We start from the raw sequence: 20713 nt of genomic DNA, 5'->3' as shown, positions 1-20713 counted from the left end.
ATTTGGTGATAATTATCACAAAAAATACCCTTTTAATTTGCGATACGAATTAATTTTTCACACACTTTGCCGGTAAGTGATAAAACCGACCTTGTTACACAATAAAAAAGTGGCTTTGAAAATGAGCCTCATCGGGGTCTCATAGGGGGAATAAGATGAATATTTTAGGTTTCTTTCAGCGACTGGGTAGGGCGTTACAGCTCCCTATCGCAGTGCTGCCGGTCGCGGCATTGCTGCTGCGTTTCGGGCAACCAGACCTGTTGAATGTACCCTTCATCGCGCAAGCGGGTGGGGCTATCTTCGACAACCTGGCGCTGATCTTTGCTATCGGTGTGGCGTCAAGCTGGTCCAAGGATAACGCCGGTTCTGCGGCGCTGGCCGGGGCAGTAGGTTATTTCGTGATGACCAAAGCGATGGTCACCATCAATCCGGAAATCAACATGGGCGTACTGGCCGGTATCATTACCGGTCTGGTAGCAGGGGCGGTGTACAATCGCTGGGCCGGCATCAAGCTGCCGGACTTCCTGAGCTTCTTCGGCGGCAAACGCTTCGTGCCGATCGCCACCGGCTTCTTCTGTTTGATCCTCGCGGCGCTCTTCGGCTACGTCTGGCCGCCGGTGCAGCACGCTATCCATGCGGGCGGCGAGTGGATCGTTTCCGCAGGGGCGCTGGGTTCCGGTATCTTCGGCTTTATCAACCGTCTGCTGATCCCGACCGGTCTGCATCAGGTGCTGAACACCATCGCCTGGTTCCAGATTGGTGAGTTCACGAACGCCGCAGGCGCCGTGTTCCACGGCGACATCAACCGCTTCTACGCCGGCGACGGCACCGCGGGGATGTTCATGTCCGGCTTCTTCCCGATCATGATGTTTGGTCTGCCGGGCGCGGCGCTGGCGATGTATCTGGCCGCTCCGAAAGCGCGTCGTCCGATGGTGGGCGGTATGCTGCTGTCCGTTGCCATCACCGCGTTCCTGACCGGGGTAACCGAGCCGCTGGAATTCCTGTTCATGTTCCTGGCTCCGCTGCTGTACCTCCTGCACGCGGTACTGACCGGTATCAGCCTGTTCATCGCAACGGCGCTGGGCATTCATGCGGGCTTCTCCTTCTCCGCAGGCGCTATTGACTACGTGCTGATGTACAGCCTGCCGGCCGCCAGCAAAAACGTCTGGATGCTGCTGGTGATGGGCGTGGTGTTCTTCTTCGTCTACTTCCTGCTGTTCAGCGCGGTGATCCGCATGTTCAACCTGAAAACGCCGGGTCGTGAAGACAAAGCCGCTGACGTGGTAACGGAAGAAGCGAACAGCAACACTGAAGAAGGCCTGACCCAGCTGGCGACCAGCTATATCGCTGCGGTGGGCGGAACGGACAACCTGAAAGCGATTGACGCCTGTATCACCCGTCTGCGCCTGACCGTGGGCGATTCGGCGAAAGTCAACGACGCCGCCTGTAAACGTCTCGGCGCGTCCGGGGTGGTAAAACTGAATAAGCAAACCATCCAGGTTATCGTCGGCGCGAAGGCAGAGTCTATCGGCGATGAGATGAAAAAAGTGGTGACCCGCGGCCCGGTAGCGGCAGCGGCAGCCGCGCCGGCTGGCAACGTCGCCACCGCAGCGCCCGCGGCTAAACCGCAGGCGGTAGCGAACGCGAAGACCGTTGAGTCGCTGGTTTCGCCGATTACCGGTGACGTGGTGGCCCTCGAACAGGTGCCGGACGAAGCCTTCGCCAGCAAAGCCGTCGGCGACGGTATCGCGGTGAAACCGACCAGCAACATCGTGGTGGCCCCGGCCGCCGGTACCGTGGTGAAAATTTTCAACACTAACCACGCGTTCTGCCTCGAAACCAACAACGGTGCGGAAATCGTTGTCCACATGGGTATCGACACCGTGGCGCTGGAAGGCAAGGGCTTCAAACGTCTGGTTGAAGAGGGCGCGGACGTGAAGGCGGGCGAGCCGATTCTGGAAATGGATCTGGACTTCCTCAACGCCAACGCGCGCTCGATGATTAGCCCGGTGGTCTGCAGCAACAGCGATGACTACAGCGCGCTGGTGATACTGGCGAGCGGTAAGGTCGTTGCCGGCCAGACGCCGCTGTATGAGATTAAAGGCAAGTAAGGCTCCTGAGTCGAGTTTATGCCTCAGCGGCGAAGGGAAACCTTCGCCGCTTTTTTTTGCAGCAATCGGCCCCGTAATCCTCTTCTGATACCTATTTTACGTAACTAATAGTTGTCACTACGCCCTGCTTGTAAGATCATGTGCCGTTATACGTTGTTTACGCTTTGAGGAACCCGTGATGAGTGAGGCAGAAGCCCGCCCGACTAACTTTATCCGTCAGATCATTGATGAAGATCTGGCTACCGGTAAGCACACCACCGTTCACACCCGCTTCCCGCCGGAGCCGAACGGTTATCTGCACATTGGCCATGCGAAATCCATCTGCCTGAACTTCGGCATCGCCCAGGATTATCAGGGCCAATGCAACCTGCGTTTCGATGACACCAACCCGGTGAAAGAAGATATCGAATACGTGGAGTCGATTAAAAACGACGTGCAGTGGTTAGGTTTCCACTGGTCCGGGGACGTTTGCTACTCGTCTGACTACTTTGATCAGCTGCATCAGTATGCGGTTGAGCTGATCAACAAAGGCCTGGCCTATGTTGATGAACTCTCTCCTGATGAAATTCGTGAATATCGCGGCACCCTGAAAGCGCCGGGTAAGAACAGCCCGTATCGCGACCGCAGCGTGGAAGAAAACCTGGTGCTGTTCGAAAAAATGCGCAGCGGCGGCTTCGAAGAGGGCAAGGCCTGCCTGCGCGCGAAGATCGATATGGCGTCGCCGTTCATCGTGATGCGCGATCCGGTGCTGTACCGCATTAAGTTCGCTGAGCATCATCAGACCGGCAACAAGTGGTGCATCTACCCGATGTACGACTTCACCCACTGCATCAGCGATGCGCTGGAAGGCATTACCCACTCGCTGTGTACCCTGGAGTTCCAGGACAACCGTCGTCTGTACGACTGGGTGCTGGACAACATCAGCATCCCGGTTCACCCGCGCCAGTACGAATTCTCGCGCCTGAATCTTGAATACACGGTGATGTCCAAGCGTAAGCTGAACCAGCTGGTGACCGAGAAGCACGTGGAAGGCTGGGACGATCCGCGGATGCCGACCATCTCCGGTCTGCGTCGTCGCGGCTACACCGCCGAATCCATCCGCGAATTCTGCAAGCGCATCGGCGTGACCAAGCAGGACAACACTATTGAGATGGCGTCGCTGGAGTCCTGCATTCGCGAAGATCTCAACGAAAACGCGCCGCGCGCGATGGCAGTGATCGATCCGGTGAAACTGGTTATCGAGAACTACCCGCAGGGCGAAAGCGAAATGGTGGCGATGCCGAACCATCCGAACAAGCCGGAGATGGGCAGCCGCGAAGTGCCGTTCAGCGCGGAAATCTGGATCGACCGCGCGGACTTCCGTGAAGAAGCCAACAAGCAGTACAAGCGTCTGGTGCTGGGCAAAGAAGTGCGTCTGCGCAACGCCTACGTCATCAAAGCGGAACGCGTGGAGAAAGATGCCGAAGGCAATATCACCACTATCTTCTGCACCTACGATGCCGACACCCTGAGTAAAGATCCGGCTGACGGCCGCAAGGTCAAAGGCGTGATCCACTGGGTGAGCGCGGCGCATGCGCTGCCGGTAGAGATCCGTCTCTACGATCGCCTGTTCAGCGTACCAAACCCGGGTGCAGCGGAGGATTTCCTCGCGGTGATCAATCCGGAATCGCTGGTGATCAAACAGGGTTACGCGGAGCCGAGCCTGGCGCAGGCGGAAGCCGGTAAAGCTTACCAGTTTGAGCGTGAAGGTTACTTCTGCCTCGACAGCCGCTATGCAACCGCAACCAGTCTGGTGTTTAACCGCACCGTCGGTCTGCGCGATACCTGGGCGAAAGCGGGCGAATAACCGTTTCCTTACCGTCAAAGCGCCGCACTCTGCGGCGCTTTTTTTGTTTCAGAATCAGCCAATTACTCTTTTTATTTTCGCGAAGCGAATTAATTCTGTTTCAAACCGGAAATAAATAACGCTTCTGATATTTCCTGTCTCATACAAAAAACCAATGTAATCGCTTTCAGGTTTTGCGTTTTTCCCTGATTTTGCAATGACTTCCATGACAAAATCATCAGAGATAAGACTGTAACAAAACGACATAAATTATGTGCGCTTTGTCATAATCTTAAGCTTTGCCTCACGAAAAACATTGATAATTCGCGTCACGAAAAATAGTCTATCTACAGTGGTTTCGCGGCCTTTTTCACCGCCCCACATTTTGCAGTGTTATTTATTTTTTTAGCGAATGACCCCCTGGTCTTCGCCTTTTAAAACGTCAAAGAGGATATGCACATGCGTACGTTTAGTGGCAAACGTAGTACGCTGGCGCTGGCTATTGCCGCCGTCACCGCGATGTCGGGCTGGGTTGTGATTCCGCAGGCCAGCGCAGCAGGCTTTATCGATGATTCTACTTTAACCGGCGGTATCTATTACTGGCAGCGTGAGCGTGACCGTAAAGATGTGACCGACGGCGACAAATACAAAACCAACCTTTCCCACTCCACCTGGAACGCCAACCTGGACTTCCAGTCCGGCTATGCCGCCGATATGTTTGGCCTTGATATTGCGGCGTTTACCGCGATTGAAATGGCGGAGAACGGCGACAGCGGCCACCCGAACGAAATTGCCTTCTCGTCGCGTAACAAAGCCTATGACGAAGACTACTCCGGCGATAAGAGCGGCATCAGCCTGTATAAAGCCGCTGCGAAATTCAAATACGGTCCGGCGTGGGCGCGCGCGGGCTACATCCAGCCAACCGGTCAGACCCTGCTGGCGCCGCACTGGAGCTTTATGCCGGGTACCTATCAGGGGGCGGAAGCCGGGGCCAACTTCGACTATGGCACCGCGGGCGCGTTAAGTTTCTCCTACATGTGGACGAACGAGTATAAAGCGCCATGGCATATCGAGATGGATGATTTCTACCAGAACGATAAGAAGACCAAAGTCGATTATCTCCACTCCGTCGGCGCCAAATATGATTTCAAAAACGACCTGGTGCTGGAGGCGGCATTTGGTCAGGCTCAGGGTTATATCGATCAGTACTTTGCTAAAGCCAGCTACAAGTTTGACGTCGCCGGCGCGCCGTTGAGCACCAGCTACCAGTTCTACGGCACTCGCGATAAGGTCAGCAACGGCGGGGTTAACGACATCTATGACGGCACCGCATGGCTGCAGGCGTTAACCTTTGGCTATAAAGTGGCGGATGTGCTGGATCTGCGTCTGGAAGGGACCTGGGTGAAGGCCGATGGCCAGCAGGGCTACTTCCTGCAGCGTATGACCCCGACCTACGCCTCCTCCAACGGTCGTCTCGATATCTGGTGGGATAACCGCTCCGACTTCAACGCCAACGGCGAAAAAGCGGTCTTCTTCGGCGCGATGTATGACATGAAAAACTGGGATATGCCGGGCTGGGCGTTTGGCGCGTCTTATGTGTACGCCTGGGATGCGAAGCCGGGCAAAATGTCCTCCCCGGACGCCTACTATGACGCTGATTACCGTCTGAAAGAGTCGGCCTACAGCCTGGATGCGCTGTATACCGTGCAGGAAGGCCGGGCGAAGGGCACGCTGTTTAAACTGCACTTTACCCAGTACGACAACCATTCCGATATTCCGAGCTGGAGCGGCGGCTACGGCAACATCTTCCAGGATGAGCGCGACGTGAAGTTCATGGTTATCGCCCCGTTCACAATTTTCTGATGCCTGCGCGGCGGGCGTGAGCCTGCCGCACCTCTGGGAGAACGACAATGAAAAAAATGCTGCTTATTGCCATGATGGCATCGGCTCTGGTGGCCTGCACCACGTCGCCGGCACCGAAAGAAGACACCAAACTGAAAGATGCCTATAGCGCCTGTATTAATACGGCGGAAGGCAATCCGGACAAAATTGAAGCCTGCCAGAGCGTACTGAATGTCCTGAAAGAGGATAAACAGCACCAGCAGTTTGCTAACCAGGAGAGCGTCCGGGTACTGGATTATCAGCAGTGTATCCAGGCTACCCGTACCGGTAACGATCAGGCGGTGAAAGCGCGCTGCGACCAGATCTGGAAAGAGATCCGCAGCAATAACACCACCCATTAAGCCAGACGGCAGCGGCAAACGGGCGGAGTCTATCTCCGCCCGTTTGTTTTTTTAGCGCTGACTCTCCGCCGGCTGATAGCCGCGACTCAGGCGCACGAACAGCAGCGCGGTGGCGATGAACCCGCACAGCGCAGCGCACATCAGCCACCATCCCGGCGCGCTTTTATCGCCGGTAAGCTCGACCAGGGCAGTGGAGATAGCCGGCGTCAGGCCGCCGAAGATGGCGGTGGCGAGGCTGAAGGCCAGCGAAAAGCCCACGGTGCGGACATAAACCGGCATCACTTCAGTGAGCGCCGCCACCATCGCGCCGTTATACATGCCAAAGAAGAAGGAAAACCACAACAGGACCAGCGTCATACGGGTGAAATCCGGCGCGGCGGTGAGCCAGTGCATCACCGGCCAGGTGGTGAGCAGCGCCAGCACGGTAATCCCCATCAGCACCGGGCGACGACCGATTCGATCGGAGATCGCGCCGCCAATCGGTAACCAGATAAAATTGGAGATGCCCACCAGCATGGTGACCAGCAGGCTGTCGCGGGCGCTGAGGTGCAGCACTGCTCTGCCGTAGGTTGGCGTATAGACGGTAATAAAGTAGAAAGTGGTGGTGGTCATCGCTACCAGCAGCGTCCCCGCGGTAATAATGCGCCAGTTTCTGGCGATGGTGGTCAGGATCTCTTTGGTATCCGGGCGATGTTTACGCTGCAGGAATTCCTCGGTCTCCTGCAGCGAGCGGCGCAGCACGAAAATCAGCGGAATGATCATACAGCCAATAAAAAAGGGGATGCGCCAGCCCCAGGCGGCAATCTCCTCATGTTCCAGCGTGGCGTTCAGCGCATAGCCGATCAGCGCCGCCATGATGATAGCCACCTGCTGGCTGGCGGACTGCCAGCTGGTATAGAAGCCTTTATTGCCCGGCGTAGCGATTTCAGAGAGATAGACCGACACTCCGCCAAGCTCGACGCCCGCCGAGAACCCCTGCAGCAGACGGCCCACTAACACGAGGATCGGCGCCAGCACGCCGATAGTCTGATAGCCAGGGACCAGGGCGATGAGTAGCGTCCCGCAGCCCATGATCGCCAGGGTGACCATCAGCCCTTTGCGGCGACCGATTCTGTCGATATAAGCGCCGAGCACCACCGCGCCGATAGGACGCATCAGGAAGCCCGAGCCAAATACCGCAAAGGTGAGCATCAGCGCCGCGAACTCGCTCTCCGCCGGAAAGAAGGTGCGGGCGATATAGGTGGCGTAAAAGCCAAACAGGAAGAAGTCGAACTGTTCGAGAAAATTCCCGCTGGTCACGCGGAGGATAGCGCCGACGGTGCCGGCGCGGGTGGGTTGTTGGGTCATAGGGGGTGCTCTCCATTGTCTTTATCTTGTTGTTATCGGGTGCAGAGGGGCAGGTCAGTCGCCGGCGACGCCCACCTGTTTTCCGCGGCGTTTCTCAATCGCCCACTTGAGTAACGCCGCACAGCGATAAAATCCGTGGGCAAATTTTCCATACGGCAGGGTTAAGAACAGGGCCATCACCACCCCGAGGTGGATGGCGAGCAGGACGCCCATCCACGAAGTATCCCGCCCCGCCAGCAGCGCCAGGCCGGTGAAGCTGGTCAGCAGCAGCAGCAGAATAAATCCGCGATCCATCGGTTTCTGCCGTGCGTCGCCGTGCAGCGGCGAGCGGCGCAGGTTCAGCCACAGCAGGCCCGCCGGGCCGACCAACAGGCCGATGCCGCCGAGGGTGCCGAGCAGCACCGGCAGGCTGAAGAACGGGTAGGGGGCTTCCTGGCCGGCGATATAGTGATAGCCCGTGGCCACCACGGTGGCGGCGAAGCAGAGCATAAAGCCGTAGAAGGTGCAGTGGTGGAAACGGCGGCGCAGCAGGGTGAAGGCGTCATCGGCTTCGTTGCAGCCTTTCCCGTGGCCGCCGTCGAGATATTTCAGCGTCAGCGCATCATGGGATGCCTTCGCAATATCAATCGGTTGCGGCTGGCCCGGGGAGATCTCGCGCCAGAAGCGGATCACCCCGCTCATCAGTAAGCCAATCGCCAGCACAAAGACCGAACCAAACATCCACGCCAGCAGGTTATGGGGGAATATCTGGTAGAAGTCGCCCGCCAGCGGCGGATGGCGCAGCGAGCCTTTGAGCCCCATCGCCAGCAGCAGAAAGACAATCAGGCCGCCGACCAGCGCCAGCACGGTGGTCATGCCGGCCCGGCGGTACAGGCTGCCAAAGACGGCGGGCTGGGCGTAGTGTTGATAGGTTTCGAGCCGGACTTCGGCCATCGCCTTCGGCACGTTAATGGCGAACTCATGCGGCGGCGCATACTGGCAGGCATGCAGGCAAGCGCCGCAGTTATGGCACAGGTTAGCCAGATAGTTGATATCCGCCTTGCCAAAGGCCAGGCGCTGGGTCATCGCCGGGAACACGGCGCAAAACCCTTCGCAGTACCGGCAGGCGTTACACACCTGCATCACCCGTTCGACTTCCGCCTCCGGTTCGGTGATGATCTGCGCGTCAATGATCAGCTTTTCAAGCGACTTCATGGTGTTTCTCCTGCTGCGCCGCCCGGGCGGCTTGCTGGCCGGCGATGCGGCCGAAGGTGGTGCCGATCGACATCCCGACGCCGGCGGTGTAGCCCTTGCCCAGCACGTTGCCGGCCATCATTTCCCCGGCGACGAACAGATTACGGCTGGGTTGACCGGCGAAATGGACGGCGGCGGTGTCGTCGACGTAGAGCCCGAGGTAGGTGAAGGTGATCCCCGGACGCAGGGCGTAGCCGTAGTAAGGCGGCGTATCGATGGGGCGCGCCCAGTGGGTTTTCGCCGGCGTGAGGCCAGAGGTCGCGCAGTTATCCAGGCGGGTGTGATCGAACTGGCCCGGCGCGCAGGCGGCATTATAGTCGGCGATGGTTTGCGCTAAGCGTTCGCCGTCCAGCCCCAGCTGGCGGGCCAGTTCCGCGATGGTATTGGCCTGAGCGCCGGGAAAGACGGGGGGCATAAAGTGGCCGATGGCTTTGCTGTCGATGATCGAGTAGCCGATCTGTCCAGGCTGGTGGGCGACCAGTCGGCCCCAGATGGCGTAGCGTTTAGGCCAGAAATCTTCCCCCTCATCATAAAAGCGCACGGCATCGCGGTTGACCACCACCCCCAGCGAAACGCAGTCGACGCGGGTGCAGATCCCGCCGTCATAGAGCGGCGCCCGGGCGTCAATGGCGACGCAGTGGGACTGGGAAGGATCGCCGATGATATCGGCCCCGGCGTCGATCATAAACTTGAGCAGCACCCCCTGGTTGAAGCGCGTGCCGCGGATGAGAAAGTTATCGGCGGGCCATTCGCCGCGGTCATTTTGCCCCCAGGCCTCGCGCAGCCACTCGCGGTTGGATTCAAATCCGCCGGCGGCGAGGACGCAGCTTCTCGCGACAATCCGTTCCTCGCCCGCCAGCGCGGCGACAAATTCACCGTTGCGCAGTTCCAGAGCCTGCACCGGCGTGTTGTAGCGGATCTGCACCCCCATCCGCTCTGCGCTGCGGTAATAGGCATTGACCAGCGCTTTGCCGCCGCCCATAAAAAAGGCGTTGGTGCGGGCCACGTGCAGGGCGCCGGAGAGCGGCGGCTGAAAGTTAACCCCGTGCTGACGCATCCAGTCCCGGCACTGTGACGAGGTGCGGATCACCAGCCGGGCCAGCGCTTCGTTGGTGTTCCCTTCGGTGACGCGCAGCAGATCCTGCCAGTACTCCTCTTCCGGATAGCTGTCGACCAGCACGTCCTGCGGCGCATCGTGCATACAGCGCAGGTTACGCGTGTGCTGCGAATTGCCGCCTCGCCACTCCCGCGGCGCCGCCTCCAGCAGCAGCACCGAGGCGCCGGCTTCCCGGGCGGTTAAGGCGGCGCATAGCGCGGCATTGCCGCCGCCAATGACCAGTACATCCACCATTATCGGCTCCCTTACAATTTAATGGATTGTTAAATTTGTAATGGGAATGTAGGCGGTAACGGCGACGGGGCGCTATGGCGTAACGCTAAAGAGGGGTTTAGTTAACGTAAAGGGTGGCGCCTGGCCAGCGATCGGACTCCACCAGCTGGCGCATGACTTTGCTTAGTATGACCCGTGCCGCAAGGCCTGCCGGGGTGAGCTCATCATCCGACAGGCTGACCAGAAAGTTGGGGCGGCTGAGGACCGGATTAGCGATGCCGATCACCCTCAGCGCCTGATGGTCGAGATGGGAAATAGCGGCCCCGGGCTGCAGAGTGGCGCCCAGTCCGCTGCGCACGGCCTGCATCAGCAGGGCCAGACCGTCAATGTCCGCCACCACCTCAACGCTGAGGCTGTGCTGCTGGCAAACCGCCTCCAGCCTGCCGCGCAGGCCGTGGCCCTGGCTTGGCATAATCAGCGGCAGGGTGGTGAGCTGGTCAGGGGAAACAGGGTCATCCGGCAGCGAGGCCAACAGCGCATGGGTGCCGATCAGAAACAGGCGCTCTTCGAGCACCGGTCTGGCGCTCCAGCGCAGGATCTTCTCCTGCTGGAAGACGATGGCTAAATCCAGCTGGCGGGTGTTGATCATCCGCTCCAGATTCCCGGAGAGGCTTTCCACCAGGTGCAGGCGAACGTCGGGGTAGCTCTCGCGCATCGCGTTGATGAACGGCACGCCAAGAACGGAGGCGGTGCTGGGGGCCATACCGACGCTGACGTGGCCCGACAGCCGCGCCTCGCGGGCGGCGAGGATGGCATCATCGGCATGACGCAGCGCCAGCTGCGCCTGTGAGTAGAAAGCGAGGCCAGCGCTGGTGGGCGTCACGCCGCGAGAGGTTCGCTGCAGGAGGCGAATGGCCAGCTCATTTTCCAGACGCGCGATCTGCTGGCTGAGCGCCGAGACGCCGATATTCAGATCGAGCGCGGCGCGGCCCATGCTGCCGGTTTCAACAATGCGCGTAAAATAGCGTAGCTGGCGAAGTTCCATATCAACTCTCCGGACAAAGCGGGGACTCGCGAGGGTCGCCGCCGGGACGTGAGCGGGAAGCGCGGCAGAAGCGCCCATAAAAAAGCCAACCGGCTGGTTGGCTTTTCAAAGCAGGCGAAGCAGGGAATTACTTTTCCACCGCGTCGTGGGCGTGTTCGTCCTCGCGGCAATCACCTTCCGCACAGTGACCGTACAGATACAGACTGTGGTTGGTCAGGCGGATGCCGTGACGGGAAGCGATTTCACGCTGGCGCGCTTCGATAGAGTCATCACTGAATTCGATCACTTTGCCGCAGTCGAGGCAGATCAGGTGATCGTGGTGATGCTGCTGGGTCAGTTCGAAAACGGATTTACCGCCTTCAAAATTATGACGAGTCACGATACCGGCGTCATCAAACTGGTTGAGGACGCGGTAAACGGTCGCCAGACCAATCTCTTCGCCCATGTCGATCAGGCGTTTATATAAGTCTTCCGCACTGACATGATGGTTATCCGGTTCCTGCAGCACTTCAAGGATTTTCAGTCGAGGAAGTGTGACTTTCAGGCCAGCCTTCTTTAATGCGGTATTGTTGTCAGTCATGCGGAATCTGTCCTGTTGCTAAACGATCTACTTCCTTCAACGGAAGTCATACAGAAATTAACCCGACGTAATGCGTCTCATTATAGAACTGCCACTGGTAAATGAAAACTGCAAGCATCGGGCCTGGTTTGCTGTCAAAAACGAGGCACCAGCTACAAACTGCGTCACGTGCCTCGTAGAATCAGAGGACATTGTACAGATATGTGATTAAAAGTTAAAAACTTGTAGCTATTAGTTTGATTGCTTTTGTCTATTAATACGACGCAACTCAATGATTGCGCCGCTTAATTATCAGGCGTTTTTGATTTCTTCGAGGTGCAGCTCTTCAGCCACCTGCTTCACCCACTTCTCAACGCGCTCGTTGGTCAGTTCCGGCTGACGGTCTTCATCAATGGCGAGGCCGACGAAGTGGTCGTCATCCGCCAGGCCTTTGGAGGCCTCGAAGTGATAGCCGGCAGTCGGCCAGTGGCCAACGATGGTCGCGCCGCGCGGCTCAATGATGTCGCGGATGGTGCCCAGCGCATCGCAGAAGTACTCTGCGTAGTCTTCCTGGTCGCCGCAGCCGAACAGCGCCACCAGCTTGTCGTTAAAGTCGATCTCTTCCAGCGTCGGGAAGAAGTCGTCCCAGTCACACTGGGCTTCACCGTAGTACCAGGTCGGGATGCCGAGCAGCAGGATGTCGTGGGCTTCCAGATCTTCTTTGCTGCTTTTGGCAATGTCGTGAACATCAGCAACATCTTTACCAAGCTGCTTTTGAATCATTTTTGCAATATTTTCGGTGTTGCCGGTGTCGCTGCCAAAAAAGATGCCGATGATTGCCATGAGTAAAATAACCTCTTGAAACTTAAATGATGTGGTAGGGACGCGATGCCCACAGATAACGGCAATCATAGCAGAACAGGCAAGGACGCGGAAACAGCAATCACGCCCGACTGCACACTCTGCTACATGAATGCGGATTTTTCGCGGAAAGTTAGACTTTTCCCTGGCTGCGCAGGGCGGTTAATTGCGTCATCAGCATCTCTTCGATGAGATCGCTGCGGCTCATATTACGCGCTTCCGCCAGTTCGTTAAGCGCATCGACCGCGTCGGCGTTGAGCTTTAGCTCCACGCGCTTCAGCCCGCGCACTTTATCGCGTTTCAGCTGATTACGTTTGTTGATGCGCAGTTGTTCATCGCGCGACAGCGGATTGGTTTTTGGTCTTCCCGGGCGACGCTCGTTTGCGAACAAATCTAATGTCGTACGGTCCGTTTGTTCTTTTGCCATGATTCTGAGTGACTTCGGGGAAACAAGCTGCCGGGCTCTAGCCGGCGCAGATAGCGCGCCATCATACATCAGGCGAACGGCTGCGCCAACGACCGCGGGCATTCTGCGGCGCGGTCGGGCATATTTTAGCCAATCAGGCGCCAATGCTCGTGAGATAGCGGCGGATCGCGCGCAACACCGCTTCGGGTTTCTCGGCATGGACCCAGTGTCCGGCGCCGGCGATGACGTGGGCCCGGGCCTGCGGGAACTGGGCCAGCAGCGCGTCGCGGTAGGCGTCGGTCACGTAGGGTGAGTTGCCGCCGGGAATAAACTGCGTCGGGTGCGGCCAGGCCGGGATGGTTTCCCAGCCGACGATATGCGGGTACTGGTCCCACAGCACCGGGACGTTGAAGCGCCAGTCGCCATCGACGAAAGATTTCAGCAGGAACTGAATCACCCCCTCTTCCTGCAGATGTTCGCGCATCACCTGCGCCGCCTGCTGGCGGGTGCTGGCGGCGGATTCGCTGACGGCGCGGATAGCGGCGAAGATCTCATCATGGCGGCGAACATGATAATCCACCGGGGCGATATCGATCGCCACCAGACCGTTGATGCGCTCCGGCGCCAGGGCGGTCAGCGCCATCACCGCTTTGCCGCCCATCGAATGGCCGATAAAGGTGGCGCGCTCAATCTGGTGCGCGTCGAGCGTATCGAGCAGATCCTGCGCCATCGCGGGGTAGGTCATCTCTGGCGACCGCGGCGACAAACCGTGGTTGCGCATATCGACCTGCAGAATATCGTGGTCGGCGACCAGGTCGCGGGCGAGGATGCCCAGGTTGTCCAGGCTGCCAAACAGACCGTGGACCAGCACGATCGGGGAGTGGTTGTGCGGATTCTGTGCAGATTGCGCTCGGCTATTTAATTTCATGGCAAAGTTCTTTTTTTCGCTCCGTCGGGTTAGGGTATTATGTTGGACATTCTGCCATCCGGCTGCAAGACCCAGAAGTTTTCTGAGTTTTACCGCCATCCTGGTTTGACGCTATCCGCGGTTGGGATTTGTACTTATAATCCCAACGATTTGTATTCAGAAAAGATATCGCACTGGATTAAGATGAAAACAATTGAAGTTGATGATGAACTCTATCGCTATATTGCCAGCCACACTCTGCATATCGGCGAGAGCGCATCCGACATTTTACGGCGCATGCTGAAATTTTCCGCCGTTTCCCAACCGGCTACACAGGTCAGCAAAGCCGCGCCGGCGCTGGCGCCCGCGCCTGCCGTTGAGGTGAAACCCGCTAACCCGGCGAAAGATAAAGTCCGCGCCATGCGCGAGATGCTGTTATCTGATGAATACGCCGAGCAGAAGCGCGCGGTGAACCGTTTTATGCTGGTGTTGACCACCCTCTACTCCCTGGACAGTAAAGCATTTGCCGAGGCGACCGAGTCTCTGCATGGCCGCACGCGCGTCTACTTCGCGGAAGATGCGCGTACGCTGCTGAAAAGCGGTAATCAGACCAAACCGAAACAGGTTCCTGGTACACCGTGGTGGGTGATCACCAATACCAATACCGGCCGTAAATGCAGCATGATTGAGCACATCATGCAGTCGATGCAGTTCCCTGCGGAGCTGATTGAAAAGGTTTGCGGCACGATCTAGCTTTTTAACATTTGCACCAGAAGGATCAGGCAATGGCAATCGATAAACGTGCGGGGCAGCCTGCGCAACAGAGTGATTTGATTAACGTCGCCCAACTGACTGCTCAGTACTACGTGCTGAAGCCTGAAGTCGGTAATGCGGAGCATGCGGTCAAATTCGGCACCTCCGGCCATCGCGGCAGCGCGGCGCGTCACAACTTCAACGAACCGCATATCCTGGCCATCGCCCAGGCGATTGCGGAAGATCGTGCGAAGAACGGGATCACCGGTCCGTGCTATGTCGGTAAAGATACCCACGCCCTGTCCGAGCCGGCGTTTATTTCGGTGCTGGAAGTGTTAACCGCCAACGGCGTTGACGTTATCGTGCAGGAAAACAATGGCTTCACCCCGACGCCGGCGGTCTCCAACGCGATTCTGGTGCATAACAAAAAAGGCGGTCCGCTGGCGGACGGCATTGTGATCACCCCGTCACACAATCCGCCGGAAGATGGCGGTATCAAGTACAACCCGCCAAACGGCGGTCCGGCTGATACCAACGTCACCAAAGTGGTGGAAAACCGCGCCAACGAACTGCTGGCCGCTGGCCTGCAGGGCGTGAAACGCCTTCCTCTGGACGCGGCGCTGGCTTCCGGCCACGTCAAAGAGCAGGATCTGGTGCAGCCGTTTATTGAAGGCCTGGCGGATATCGTCGACATGGCGGCGATCCAGAAAGCGGGCCTGACGCTGGGCGTCGATCCGCTGGGCGGTTCCGGTATCGAATACTGGAAACGCATTGGCGAGCACTACAAGCTCAATCTGACCATTGTGAACGACCAGGTAGACCAGACCTTCCGCTTTATGCACCTCGATAAAGACGGCGCCATCCGCATGGACTGCTCCTCGGAATGTGCGATGGCGGGCCTGCTGGCGCTGCGCGATAAGTTCGATCTGGCGTTTGCCAACGACCCGGATTACGACCGTCACGGGATTGTCACCCCAGCCGGGCTGATGAACCCGAACCACTATCTGGCGGTGGCGATTAACTACCTGTTCCAGCATCGTCCGCAGTGGGGCAAAGAGGTGGCGGTCGGTAAAACCCTGGTCTCCTCGGCGATGATTGACCGCGTGGTGAACGATCTGGGCCGCAAGCTGGTGGAAGTGCCGGTGGGCTTTAAGTGGTTCGTCGACGGCCTGTTCGACGGCAGCTTCGGTTTCGGCGGCGAAGAGAGCGCCGGGGCCTCCTTCCTGCGCTTCGACGGCACGCCGTGGTCCACCGATAAAGACGGTATTATCATGTGCCTGCTGGCGGCGGAAATCACCGCAGTGACCGGGAAAAACCCGCAGGAGCACTATAACGAGCTGGCGGAGCGCTTTGGCGCGCCGAGCTACAACCGTCTGCAGGCTTCCGCGACCTCCGCGCAGAAAGCGGCGCTGTCTAAGCTGTCGCCGGAAATGGTCAGCGCTGACACCCTGGCGGGGGATCCGATCACCGCCCGTCTGACCGCAGCGCCGGGCAACGGGGCGGCGATTGGCGGCCTGAAAGTGATGACCGACAACGGCTGGTTCGCGGCGCGTCCGTCAGGCACCGAAGACGCCTACAAGATCTACTGTGAAAGCTTCCTCGGCGAAGAACATCGCAAACTGATCGAAAAAGAAGCGGTAGAGATTGTCAGTGAAGTGCTGAAGAACGCCTAAAGGCGCACGACCATCAGGCCCCTCGCGGGCCTGATTTTTTTCGCAAGGATAGCGATGAAAATACAACGGAAGTCCCTGTTTTTGTTCTGGGCGTGGATGGATCTCTTTTTCGTCCTGCAATTCTTATGGTGGAATATTGCCCACCGCCGACTCCCTTTTTACGACGACCTGCTGGCTTATCTCCAGCTGCTGCACGACTGGGGCGCTGCGGCAGTCTGGCTCTATCCGCTGAATGTGCTGCTGATTATCAGCATCCCGCTGTCGATGATCCTCTTATTCCGTCAGAGCCGCTATGGGCTGTGGCTGGCCTGGGGGCAGACGCCGCTCAGGCTGGTGTTTATGCAGCCTTCGCTTTCTTTGGGTCTGTGGCTGATTCAGGCCGCCGGCGTCCGGCATTTCGCGATCCTGGCTGGCTTCATGCTGCTCTCTGAAGGGCTGAAAATCGCCAGCCTCTGGTACTGCAGAGGCGGGGCTCAGGGCATAAAGCGATAGCCAATCCCGGTTTCGGTCAGCAGATGCTGCGGGCGCGCCGGATCGGCCTCCAGCTTTTGCCGCAGGTGACCCATATAGATCCGCAGATAATGGCTGTGCTCCACGGCGTTAGGGCCCCACACCTGGTTCAGCAGCTGGCGCTGGGTAAGCACTTTGCCGGGATTATTCAATAGCGCCGCCAGCAGGCGAAACTCGATGGGCGTCAGGTGGATCTCTTCGCTGCCGCGCAGGATGCGGCGGGCGGGGATATTGACCTCCAGGTCGGCGAAGCGCACCACCGGCTCGTCGGCCTGCGCCGCGCCGTGACGACGCAGTGCGACGCGCAGGCGGGCCTGCAGCTCGCCGATGCCAAAGGGTTTACTTAAGTAGTCATCGGCGCCGGCATCCAGGGCGGCAATTTTGTCGTGCTCTTCGCTACGCGCTGACAGGACGATAATCGGCATCTGACTCCACTGGCGCAGGTCGCGAATAAAATCAATGCCGTCGCCATCCGGCAGGCCGAGATCGAGGATCGCGAGGTCGGGCTTACGGGTGGCGGCTTCGATCAGCCCGCGCTGCAGGGTTTCCGCTTCAAATATGCGCATGCCGTCGGCTTCCAGCGCGGTGCGCAGAAAGCGACGGATAGCGTGTTCGTCTTCGATAATCAGAACGTTAATCACAATTCCTCAGATAGCTCTTCCAGTTCAGGGGGCGTTTCTCCCGGCAGTGTAACACGGAATGAGGCGCCGCCTTCCGGCCGGTTGCTGGCGGAGATGGTCCCGCCGTGGACGTCGACGATGGCCTGACAGATGGCAAGGCCCAGCCCGACGCCGGGGATCGCCGACTCTTTGTTGCCGCGGGCGAATTTATCAAAGATAGCCTGTTCCTGGCCCGCCGGGATCCCCGGACCATTATCCCATACCTCCAGCGACAGCTGCCGGGCGTCCGCTTCGGCGCGAATACCGATGTCCGCCCGGGCGCCGGCATACTTATGGGCATTCTCCAGCAGATTGATCAGCACCCGCTCGAACAGCGGCCCGTCGACATGCACCAGCTGCAGCGGGTCGGGTAAATCCAGTTGAACGTGCTGGCCGCCGAGGCTCGGCTCGAGCATACGCAGCGCGCTGCCGACCACTTCCTCCAGCGTCAGCCACTCCTTGTGCAGATTAAAGCCGCCGGACTGGATCCGCGCCATATCCAGCAGGTTGTTCACCAGCCGGGTGGTATTGAGCACATGCTGGCGGATTTCATTGGCCTGCGGGGCATGCTTCGAGCCCTCGCTGGCCAGATCGAGGGTCAGGATTTCCGCCTGGCCAAACAGCACGGTGAGCGGGGTACGCAGATCGTGGGACAGGGCGGCGAGCAGCGAGTTACGCAGGCTTTCGCGCTCGCTGGTCAGCCGGGCCTGCTCTTCGCTGGCGGTCAGGGTGAGACGCTCCAGGGCGCTGGCCACCAGCAGGGTGAAGGTCTCCAGCAGCCGCTGCTGCTCCGGGATCATCAGCTGGCGCAGATTCGCCGGCTCCACCACCAGCAGTCCCCAGGTGCGGGCGGCGCTCTTCAGGGGCAGGATCTGATACGGCACGCCGGGCAGGGTATCGGTGCCGGCGCCGGCGGGTTGCCCCTTATCAAAGCTCCAGCGGGCGATGGCGTCATCCCACGGCGTCAGCCCGGGCTGGTGGGTTAAGGGCAGCAGTTTCCCCTGGGCGTCCGGGAGCAGCAGCTGGCTGCGAGCCTGAAAGGTGGAGGCGATAAACCGCTCGCTGGTGGTGGCGATATCCTGCTGGCTACGACCCACTGCCAGCGCTTTGGACATTTCATACAGGTGGCGGGTACGCCGCTCGCGATAGCGCGCCACCCGCGCCTGGTAGCGCACGCCGGCGGTGAGGTTACCGATAAGCAGGCCAACGGTGAGCATCACGCCGAAGGTGAGCAGATACTGGACATCTGACACCGCCAGCGTGCCGCGCGGGGCGACAAAAAAGAGATCGAAGCTGATAACGTTGATTACCGTCGCCAGCACCGACGGCCAGCGGCCATAGAGCAGGGCGATGATCACCACCCCCAGCAGATAGAGCATGACCAGGTTGGCGGCTTCGAAGGCCATCAGCCACTGCATGGCCACCAGGGTAATGATGGCGCACAGGGCCACCGCCAACGCGCAGCCCTGCAGCTGCAGCCGCCATTTCTCCAGCGCCGGACGAGTGTCGCTGGCGCGCGCCGGAAGGGGGAAGGGCTTTTCATCCAGGGCGATAACCACCAGATCGAGGTCCGGCGCGTGACGAGCCAGACGGTCGGCGAAGCCGCTGCGATCCCACCAGCGGCGTTTGCTCTGGCGGCCGATGACAATTTTTCCGAGGTTATGTTCGCGAGCGTAATGGAGGACCGCTTTCTCTTCAGACGGGTCGGAGAGGGTGGCGGTTTCGGCGCCCAGCTCCTGGGCCAGACGCAGCGCGGCGAGGATGGCCCGCCGCCGGGATTCCGGCAGGCGGTGCAGGGAAGGCGTTTCGACATATACCGCATGCCAGACGCTGCCCAGACGGGCGGCGAGGCGGGCGGCGGTACGCACCAGCTTTTCGCTACCGGTGTTGTGCCCGATACAGAGCAGAATGGCGTCGCGGGTGTGCCAGACTTTCTCCTGGCCCTGGCGGTCGCGCCAGGCGCGCATCTGCTCATCGACGCGATCGGCGGTACGGCGCAGAGCCAGTTCGCGCAGCGCAATCAGGTTCCCTTTGCGGAAAAAGTTCTCGATAGCGCGCTCGGCCTGGCCGCCGATGTAGACTTTGCCCTCATTGAGCCGCTGGCGCAGATCGTCAGGGGGGAGGTCCACCAGCACCACGTCGTCCGCGGCGTCAAAAAAGGGATCGGGGACGGTCTCCCGCACCTGCACGCCGGTGATCCCGCTGACGACGTCGTTCAGGCTTTCCAGATGCTGAACGTTAACCGTGGTGAAGACGTCAATCCCGGCCTCCAGCAGTTCGTCCACATCCTGCCAGCGCTTCGGATGGCGGGAGCCGGGGGCATTACTGTGCGCCAGTTCATCCACCAGAATCAGCGCCGGGCGGCGGGCAAGGGCGGCGTCGAGGTCGAACTCATACACGTAGCGCCCGCGGTGAGCGAGCCGCCGCGGCGGCAGGGTGCTCAGGCCCTGCAGCATCGCGGCGGTCTCTTTCCGGCCGTGGGTCTCCGCCACGCCAATCAGAATATCCAGCCCCTGGGCCCGCAGCCGCTGCGCTTCCGCCAGCATCGCCCAGGTTTTCCCCACCCCGGCGCAGGCGCCGAAGAAGACTTTCAGTTTGCCGCGATGCGGGGCGGCGGTGTGCTGCAGCAGGCGGTCAGGGTCCGGACGCAGCGGCTCGTCACTCATTTACTTATCCTTCAGGGCATCCAGCGCCATATTGAGTTGCAGTATATTGACCACCGGCTGGCCAAGGAAGCTCAGCAGCGGCGTTTGTGTGGCCTGGTTAACCAGCGCGGTCACCTGGTCGACGCTCAGCTGGCGCGCTTTGGCCACCCGGGGCGCCTGCCACAGTGCGGCGGCCGGGGTCAGGTTGTTATCGAGACCGCTCGCCGAAGTGGTGACCAGTTCGACTGGCACCCGCGGGTCGGCATCCGGGTTCGCGGCGCGCAGGGCCTGCACCCGCTCGCTCACCGCCTTATCCAGCGCCGGGTTGCTGGCGGCGAGGTTGCTGCCGCCAGAGGCCATCGGGTTATCCGCTGTCTCCGCGGTGGCTGACGGGCGGCCCTGGAAATAGCCTGCGGCGGTAAAGTTCTGGCCAATCAGCGCCGAGCCGCGCACCTCGCCGTTCAGGCGGATCAGCGAGCCATTGGCCTGTGAGTTAAACCACCACTGTCCCAGGCTGGTGGTCAGCAGAGGATAAACGCCGCCGGTGAGCAGGGTTAACAGAATAAATAGCACAAGTGCTGGACGAATCAATGACATAGTTTGTTC

The 20713-nt window shown here is 59.4% G+C and carries 18 protein-coding genes and 1 pseudogene; 7 read left to right on the top strand and 12 right to left on the bottom strand.

What is annotated here, in order from left to right; translation table 11 throughout:
- Positions 1-155 precede the first annotated feature (155 nt).
- Both nagE and glnS read left to right on the top strand, forming a co-directional pair.
- The gene (gene nagE / locus ABLU95_RS19450) at positions 156-2111 is read left to right on the top strand and encodes a PTS N-acetyl glucosamine transporter subunit IIABC (protein ID WP_023288849.1); all 1956 of its coding nucleotides are present in this window, start codon (positions 156-158) and stop codon (positions 2109-2111) included.
- Positions 2112-2289: 178 nt separating this feature from the next.
- The gene (glnS, locus tag ABLU95_RS19445; protein ID WP_065882511.1) at positions 2290-3957 is read left to right on the top strand and encodes a glutamine--tRNA ligase; all 1668 of its coding nucleotides are present in this window, start codon (positions 2290-2292) and stop codon (positions 3955-3957) included.
- A 54-nt stretch (positions 3958-4011) separates the two neighbouring features.
- Here the strand turns inward: glnS and ABLU95_RS19440 are convergent.
- Positions 4012-4320 (bottom strand): annotated as a pseudogene (locus ABLU95_RS19440) (methionine synthase).
- A 75-nt stretch (positions 4321-4395) separates the two neighbouring features.
- On the opposite strand from ABLU95_RS19440, the gene chiP reads away from it, so the two are divergent.
- Together chiP and chiQ are read left to right on the top strand one after the other, a co-directional pair.
- On the top strand, positions 4396-5799 hold the full coding sequence (gene chiP, locus ABLU95_RS19435; protein WP_023288850.1) for a chitoporin: 1404 nt from the start codon (positions 4396-4398) through the stop codon (positions 5797-5799).
- 47 nt (positions 5800-5846) lie between these two features.
- Positions 5847-6179, top strand: a complete 333-nt coding sequence (chiQ, locus tag ABLU95_RS19430) for a ChiQ/YbfN family lipoprotein (protein WP_023288851.1) — start codon at positions 5847-5849, stop codon at positions 6177-6179.
- 51 nt (positions 6180-6230) lie between these two features.
- Here the strand turns inward: chiQ and ABLU95_RS19425 are convergent, their stop codons facing one another.
- The 8 genes from ABLU95_RS19425 to ybfF form a co-directional block, all read right to left on the bottom strand.
- Entirely contained in the window at positions 6231-7526 is a 1296-nt protein-coding gene (locus tag ABLU95_RS19425; protein WP_023288852.1) for an MFS transporter, read from the bottom strand.
- Between the two features lie 54 nt (positions 7527-7580).
- Positions 7581-8720, bottom strand: a complete 1140-nt coding sequence (gene tcuB, locus ABLU95_RS19420) for a tricarballylate utilization 4Fe-4S protein TcuB (RefSeq protein ID WP_243805577.1) — start codon at positions 8718-8720, stop codon at positions 7581-7583.
- Entirely contained in the window at positions 8707-10110 is a 1404-nt protein-coding gene (tcuA, locus tag ABLU95_RS19415) for an FAD-dependent tricarballylate dehydrogenase TcuA (RefSeq protein WP_023288854.1), read from the bottom strand. The genes tcuB and tcuA overlap by 14 nt, the downstream gene beginning before the upstream one ends.
- A 97-nt stretch (positions 10111-10207) precedes the next feature.
- Entirely contained in the window at positions 10208-11134 is a 927-nt protein-coding gene (gene tcuR, locus ABLU95_RS19410; RefSeq protein WP_065804704.1) for a tricarballylate utilization LysR family transcriptional regulator TcuR, read from the bottom strand.
- A 127-nt stretch (positions 11135-11261) separates the two neighbouring features.
- Entirely contained in the window at positions 11262-11714 is a 453-nt protein-coding gene (fur, locus tag ABLU95_RS19405; RefSeq protein ID WP_004885952.1) for a ferric iron uptake transcriptional regulator, read from the bottom strand.
- A gap of 291 nt (positions 11715-12005) precedes the next feature.
- A complete protein-coding gene (gene fldA, locus ABLU95_RS19400; RefSeq protein WP_348880221.1) occupies positions 12006-12536 on the bottom strand; it encodes a flavodoxin FldA in 531 nt (176 codons plus the stop codon).
- Positions 12537-12687: 151 nt separating this feature from the next.
- Positions 12688-12981, bottom strand: coding sequence for a LexA regulated protein (gene ybfE, locus ABLU95_RS19395; RefSeq protein ID WP_002894767.1), 294 nt, complete (start codon positions 12979-12981; stop codon positions 12688-12690).
- 133 nt (positions 12982-13114) lie between these two features.
- The gene (ybfF, locus tag ABLU95_RS19390; RefSeq protein ID WP_023288857.1) at positions 13115-13888 is read right to left on the bottom strand and encodes an esterase; all 774 of its coding nucleotides are present in this window, start codon (positions 13886-13888) and stop codon (positions 13115-13117) included.
- Positions 13889-14071: 183 nt separating this feature from the next.
- Here ybfF and seqA point away from each other — a divergent pair, with 183 nt between their 5' ends.
- From seqA to ABLU95_RS19375, 3 genes are read left to right on the top strand one after another with little or no spacing between them, the layout of a single operon-like run.
- A complete protein-coding gene (seqA, locus tag ABLU95_RS19385; RefSeq protein ID WP_032428668.1) occupies positions 14072-14620 on the top strand; it encodes a replication initiation negative regulator SeqA in 549 nt (182 codons plus the stop codon).
- 32 nt (positions 14621-14652) lie between these two features.
- Positions 14653-16293 carry a phosphoglucomutase (alpha-D-glucose-1,6-bisphosphate-dependent) gene (gene pgm, locus ABLU95_RS19380; protein ID WP_023288859.1) on the top strand — a complete coding sequence of 547 codons (1641 nt, stop codon included), beginning with the start codon at positions 14653-14655 and terminating at the stop codon, positions 16291-16293.
- A 54-nt stretch (positions 16294-16347) separates the two neighbouring features.
- On the top strand, positions 16348-16785 hold the full coding sequence (locus ABLU95_RS19375; RefSeq protein ID WP_243805581.1) for an arginine:ornithine antiporter: 438 nt from the start codon (positions 16348-16350) through the stop codon (positions 16783-16785).
- On the opposite strand, the gene kdpE is transcribed toward ABLU95_RS19375, so the two are convergent.
- The 3 genes from kdpE to kdpC are packed head-to-tail and all read right to left on the bottom strand — an operon-like array spanning position 16767 to position 20704.
- The gene (gene kdpE / locus ABLU95_RS19370) at positions 16767-17444 is read right to left on the bottom strand and encodes a two-component system response regulator KdpE (RefSeq protein WP_049092570.1); all 678 of its coding nucleotides are present in this window, start codon (positions 17442-17444) and stop codon (positions 16767-16769) included. The two genes, ABLU95_RS19375 and kdpE, sit on opposite strands and share 19 nt — an antisense overlap.
- A complete protein-coding gene (gene kdpD, locus ABLU95_RS19365; protein ID WP_032455149.1) occupies positions 17441-20128 on the bottom strand; it encodes a two-component system sensor histidine kinase KdpD in 2688 nt (895 codons plus the stop codon). The genes kdpE and kdpD overlap by 4 nt, the downstream gene beginning before the upstream one ends.
- Positions 20129-20704, bottom strand: coding sequence for a potassium-transporting ATPase subunit KdpC (kdpC, locus tag ABLU95_RS19360; protein ID WP_023288862.1), 576 nt, complete (start codon positions 20702-20704; stop codon positions 20129-20131).
- Positions 20705-20713 lie beyond the last annotated feature (9 nt).

Source organism: Klebsiella sp. GG_Kp146 (assembly GCF_040061975.1).
GTDB lineage: Bacteria > Pseudomonadota > Gammaproteobacteria > Enterobacterales > Enterobacteriaceae > Klebsiella > Klebsiella quasipneumoniae.
This window is presented reverse-complemented; position numbering and strand designations above follow the sequence as displayed.